Source organism: Microcoleus sp. BM001215392, from assembly GCF_036700185.1.
Taxonomy (GTDB): domain Bacteria; phylum Cyanobacteriota; class Cyanobacteriia; order Cyanobacteriales; family Microcoleaceae; genus Microcoleus.
Window position 1 is genome coordinate 1 of sequence record NZ_JAUBOJ010000461.1, and the last position, 5,272, is coordinate 5,272.

Sequence of the window (5,272 nt, forward strand, 5' to 3'; positions counted from 1 at the left end):
CTCTTCCGATCTGGGGTTGGGGGGGGTAATTACATTGCACGTTCAGTCAATTTTGTCAAGACGTTGTTCGATCGCTCGACAAACTCCTGCATCCCTTCAGCATCGAAACCCTTCTGGGCCATCAAAGCCAAGTCATAAACGTGATGACAAATCATGCTGGCCAACTGCGCCGAGGGAGACTCGCCGCCGCCTTGAATAATCGCACCCTGACTCAAATTAGCCAGATTTTGAATCAGCGGGTGAGACGTATTCACCAGCAAAACGTGTTCATCGGGGAATTGCGCTGCTTGCTGCTGTAAAAGCGCCGTCATATCGCGCATCCGGCGCAAAGCTTCCGGTAACAGGACGATCGCAGGTGGCGCCGCCTCAGCAGAGTCAGACTTCAAAGCTTCTGTGCGGATGTTTACTTTTGGCTTGTTGAGAGCATTTTGGAATAGTTCTTTAACTTGTTCGCTGCGGGTTTTGTTAGTCGCCGGATCGACAATTTCGGCTTCTTTTTCTTTGTCAATTAGCGTGTCGTCGATGTCGGAATCCACCCGCGAGAATTTAACATCTGAGTATTCGCGTTCCAAGAAACTGATAAAGTGCGTGTCAATGAAAGAATCCATAAACAGCACTTCTAAACCTTGGCTTTTGTGCAGGGCGACATAAGTTGCTTGTGAAGCAGGTTCAGTGCAGTAAAATACGCGGTTTTCGTGGCGTTTTTGATTGCGTTCCAAATACTCTTTCAGAGTCGTGTAAGGTTGCGTCGAAGTAGAACCGTCCGATTTGGGAGTGACATCTTGCCACAAATCTCCGTCCTCAGTTTGTACCTGCACTTCTGGCGTTGCAGTTTCCGGCTTTTCTGCTGTTGGTTCGTAGGTGCTGCGGTAGATTAAGATATCTTCGACTTGTTTTTTAAATTTGTCATCGTTGAGAGAACCAAACTTGACAAAAGTGCCGATATCTTGCCAACAACGGATGTATTCATCGCGGTCGTCGCGGTAAAGTTCTTTCAGGCGATCGCCCACTTTTTTCGCAATATAATCAGCGATTCTTCTGACTGTGCGATTGCTTTGCAAAGAACTGCGAGAAACGTTCAGCGGAATATCGGTACTGTCAATGACTCCCCGCAGCGGCATCAAGAATTTTGGGATGATTTCTTCGCAGTGATCGCTGACAAAAACTTGGTTGCAGAAGAGCTTAATATTACCTTGGGTAACATCGACATCCGGCCGCAATTTGGGAAAGAAAAGAATGCCGTTGACAATGAAAGGATAATCTGTATTCAAGTGTACCCAAAGTAGCGGCTCGTCTTGAAACGGATAAAGATAGCGGTACAACTCTAAGTAATCTTCTTTCTGCAAATTGCTGGCTGCTTCCCGCCAAATTGCCTTATGCTTGTTGAGTTCCTCTCCCTCAAATTTGATCGGAACTGGCATGAAATCGCAGTAAGTTTTGATGAGTTGCTTAATGCGAGTGGCTTCTACATATTCTAGTTCTTCGTCTTGGAGAGTGAGAGTAATCGTTGTGCCGCGTTCGGTGCGGGCGGATTCTGATAGTTCAAAAGCGGGTGAACCATCGCAATGCCAGTGTACGGCTTGCGCGCCTTCTTGGTAAGAAAGGGTGTCTATGTCTACTTTCTGAGCGACCATGAAAGAAGAGTAGAAACCGAGTCCAAAGTGGCCGATAATTGCATCGTCGCCACTGCCTTGATATTTTTGAATAAATTCTTCAGCGCTGGAGAAGGCGACTTGATTGATGTATTTTTTTACTTCGTCGGCTGTCATCCCGATGCCGTTGTCGGTAATTGAGAGTGTTTTGTTTTCTTTGTCGATCGCAATATTGATTTGTGGTTCGCCAATGTCGCCGCTGTATTCGCCGGAACGGGAAACCATTTTGAGTTTGGCTATGGCATCGACGGCGTTAGAAATTAGTTCCCGCAAGAAGACTTCGTGGTCGGTGTATAGCGACTTCTTGATAATCGGGAAAATATTCTCGGTATGGATTGAGATTGTTCCCTGTTCTAAAACTGTCATAATTCTTAGCTAGGTAGTTTTTAGGAAGTGTGATTAATCATTGGTTATTAGTCATTAGTTATGAGTGGTTAGTTAGGAGTGGTTAGTTGTTAACCGATCTTATTTCCCAGTTACCAGTTATAAGTTGTTAGCTGCTAACTACTGACTAATGACTGCTGACTAATGACTGCTGACTATTTATTGATTTTGGGCGATCGCGCTATCTTCTGCAAAAGGGATTACCCTAAAAAGACGATTCGGTTTCCCTCACATAGTAGCTCACAAAGGCAACCGCAGGAGAAATGTGCTACCGGAACCCAATTCGCTGCGGGCGCTGAGGCTGCCGCGGTGTGCGCGGGCGATCGCGCGGGCGATCGCCAATCCGAGTCCCGAACCGCCTGTATGGCGCGAGCGAGATTTGTTGACTCGGTAAAAGCGATCGAATATCCGCCCTAAATCTGCCGCCGCTATCCCAATCCCGGTATCTTCCACCTGAATTATCGCCTCTTGGTGGGTGCAATCTAAGATTACTGTGACTTTTCCAACCGCCGGAGTGTATTGAATGGCGTTGACAATTAAGTTAGTAACGAGACGGTAAAGTCGATCGCCATCTCCGACAATATTCAATGGCTGCTGTACGCGGATTTCCGATGTTAGGGCTACCTCGGAGGCGATCGCCATTGCGGCCAATTCCTCGACCAAATCGCTCACCAAGTCATTTAAACAACAAAGTTGAGGGATCTCGGATTTTGCTTGAGAGTCCATCCGCGCCAACAGTAACAAATCAGTCACTAACTGAGTCAATCGTCGGTTTTGGCGATCGACAGTCTGCAAAATTTCCCGTGCTTCTTTCTCATCCAATTGTGGCATCAACAGCGCCGATTCTACTGTTGCTTGGGATGCCGCTAAAGGCGTCCGCAATTCGTGGGCAGCATCCGCCGTAAACTGTTGGATTTGTCGGTAAGAAGCATAAATTGGTTTCATCGCCAATCCTGCCAGCCACCAACTAGAAAAAGCCACCAAAATTAACGCTGTCGGCAACCCTAATTTCAAAATTAATCTCACTGTACTGAGATAACTGTTGAAGTCTTGCAAGCTTCGCCCTACTTGAAAATATCCCCAATCTTCCAGGGTGTTAGTGTGCAGCGACACAGAAATTTGGTGATAAATATTCCCTTTGCTATCAGCGATTGTTTGCCAGTGTTGGGAGTTAAATTTTGGCGGCAATGTTTCGGGATAAGCGCCTGCTGTAGCAATCAATTTCCCAGAATAGTCAAATAAACGAATATAGTAATAGCTTTGGCTGATGGCGCTTAAAATATGGCGATCGGCTAACTGTTCTTTAACGCCGTTAACTCCAATTACGCGGAGGTTTGGCAAAAGTTCATTGACGATTGGTTCCAGGCGTCCGGGCTGCTGTAGCTTGATTTCGAGGCTATCGTGGAGTGTCCCCGCTACCGATTCTAGTTCGCGATCGATCGCAATCCAGTGCGCGTGGGCGATCGCCTTATATACACCAAATCCCAGCAAGCTTAAGATCAAACCCATGACTGCGGCATAGGAAATCGCTAATTGCGATCGAGTGCGGTTAAATAGTTTATTTTGATTCACATTGAGTCTAGCGCTTTTTTTTAAGGTAAATATCCCAAGGTAAATAATACATTATTTTCTAATTGTACCAAGATATCTGGATTAACTTCACCAATTTTATTTCGCAATCTTGTTTTATCCAAAACTCGCATTTGATGGCACAATGCAACGGAATCTTGAGTCAATCCTCCCTCACCGCTGGGAATAAAAACACATGAAGGAAGAGAGGCGCGGCGCAGATTAGTTGTGAGAGGAATACTGATAACAGTAGTCGTGTATCTCGAAATAGTATCATTCTGGAAAATAATTATGGGACGTACACCAGCCTGTTCGGAACCTTGTGCAGGATCGAGGCCTGCAATCCAGATTTCACCGCGTCTGAGTGTCATATCAAATCCTCATGTTTTAGGAGTTCTGCATATTCGCTCATTCCAAGTTCTGCAAGTTGTCGGTCTTCTTCGGCAAATTCGCTGTAGAGTCTGGCTAAGTTACTTTCATCGATTGCTAGATTAGTAACTAATCTGGCACGGAATTTCAGAAAAGCAATAAATTCAAACACTTGTTTGAGTTGTTCTAGATCCAGCTTTTCTAACTCTTGTTGGATTAAATCTTTCATGGGAGCCATTTTTGCGATCGAGTTTTCTATATTCTACTCATTCTCAGGCTCTGCCTGCGGAACGCATATCCGGAGGCAGAGCCTCCAATTATCGCGAGGCAGAGCCTCTGGACATCGGTTCCCAGGCTCTTCCTAGGAACCAGCTAATTTCTTAGTCCGCGAAGGCGGACATTGTTTGTGTAGACGCGGTTTCAACCGCCGAGTCTAAAAGGAATTTTGAACGCAGAATTTAATTTCTCATCCGGTATCCAACACCATGTACAGTTTCAATTAGATTCGCGCCCCCAACCGACTCAAGTTTGCGCCGCAGCAAGCGCACTTGAGCGGCTACTACATTGCTAAAAGTATCTGCGCTGGCTTCCCATATCTGATTCCGAATTTGGTCAGTGGTGATAATTTGGTTCGGATGTTTCATGAAATATTCTAACAATTGAAATTCTTTGTTAGTCAGCGAAATTGTTTGGTGGGTGCCGTTTGGATTGAGATGAAAAGCTGTGCGATTCCCGCAATCTAAGGCGAGATTTCCGATTTGTAGCTGTTGGGGTTGTATTTGGGGCGATCGCCTTTGCAATGCCCGCAACCTTGCTAACAGTTCCGCCATCCCGAAGGGCTTGACTAAATAATCGTCAGCCCCCGCATCCAATCCCGCCACTTTATCTTCCATTCTGTCTTTGGCTGTCAGCATCAAAACTGGCAAAAAACTATGTTTGGCGCGCAATCTTCGCAGCAATTCTATTCCCGACAATCCCGGAAGCAACCAGTCAAAGATGGCTAGGGTGTATTCCGTCCACTGACTGTCTAGATATTCCCAAGCTTCATTCCCATCCTGGGCCCAGTCAACTATGTATTTTTCTTGCTTCAAAGTGCGATCGATCGCCTTTCCTAAATCTGGCTCGTCTTCAACTAGCAAAATTCTCATAAAAGTAAGCTTATGCCGCGCTAGGTACGTAGTTGCGCTTTAGCGAAGACAGCGCAACTACATACCTTTTGAAAATTACCAATTGTGTCCAGGATATAATAGACTTGAATTGCAAAAATCGGAAAACACCCTAAAATTATCTGCGTTTAT

General features: G+C 45.7%; 5 protein-coding genes. All 5 read right to left on the reverse strand.

Translation table 11 applies throughout. From position 1 onward, the window contains the following. Positions 1 to 29 precede the first annotated feature (29 nt). Positions 30 to 2,018, reverse strand: coding sequence for a molecular chaperone HtpG (htpG, locus tag QT974_RS30675; protein WP_333472152.1), 1,989 nt, complete (start codon positions 2,016 to 2,018; stop codon positions 30 to 32). 258 nt (positions 2,019 to 2,276) lie between these two features. Continuing rightward, positions 2,277 to 3,608 (reverse strand): two-component system sensor histidine kinase RppB, encoded by a 1,332-nt coding sequence (rppB, locus tag QT974_RS30680; RefSeq protein ID WP_333472153.1) that lies wholly within the window; start codon positions 3,606 to 3,608, stop codon positions 2,277 to 2,279. Positions 3,609 to 3,628: 20 nt separating this feature from the next. Further along, positions 3,629 to 3,976 (reverse strand): type II toxin-antitoxin system PemK/MazF family toxin, encoded by a 348-nt coding sequence (locus tag QT974_RS30685; RefSeq protein WP_333472154.1) that lies wholly within the window; start codon positions 3,974 to 3,976, stop codon positions 3,629 to 3,631. Next, entirely contained in the window at positions 3,973 to 4,203 is a 231-nt protein-coding gene (locus tag QT974_RS30690; RefSeq protein ID WP_333472155.1) for a hypothetical protein, read from the reverse strand. Before QT974_RS30690 ends, QT974_RS30685 begins: the two co-directional genes overlap by 4 nt. A 229-nt stretch (positions 4,204 to 4,432) precedes the next feature. Continuing rightward, the gene (rppA, locus tag QT974_RS30695) at positions 4,433 to 5,122 is read right to left on the reverse strand and encodes a two-component system response regulator RppA (protein ID WP_333472156.1); all 690 of its coding nucleotides are present in this window, start codon (positions 5,120 to 5,122) and stop codon (positions 4,433 to 4,435) included. Between the last annotated feature and the right edge of the window lie 150 nt (positions 5,123 to 5,272).

What these genes read in the sequence shown, in the direction of transcription:
- htpG (WP_333472152.1), bottom strand. Translation starts at nt 2,018, where the DNA reads ATGACAGTTTTAGAACAGGGAACAATCTCAATCCATACCGAGAATATT.
- QT974_RS30685 (WP_333472154.1), bottom strand. Translation starts at nt 3,976, where the DNA reads ATGACACTCAGACGCGGTGAAATCTGGATTGCAGGCCTCGATCCTGCA.
- QT974_RS30690 (WP_333472155.1), bottom strand. Translation starts at nt 4,203, where the DNA reads ATGAAAGATTTAATCCAACAAGAGTTAGAAAAGCTGGATCTAGAACAA.
- rppA (WP_333472156.1), bottom strand. Translation starts at nt 5,122, where the DNA reads ATGAGAATTTTGCTAGTTGAAGACGAGCCAGATTTAGGAAAGGCGATC.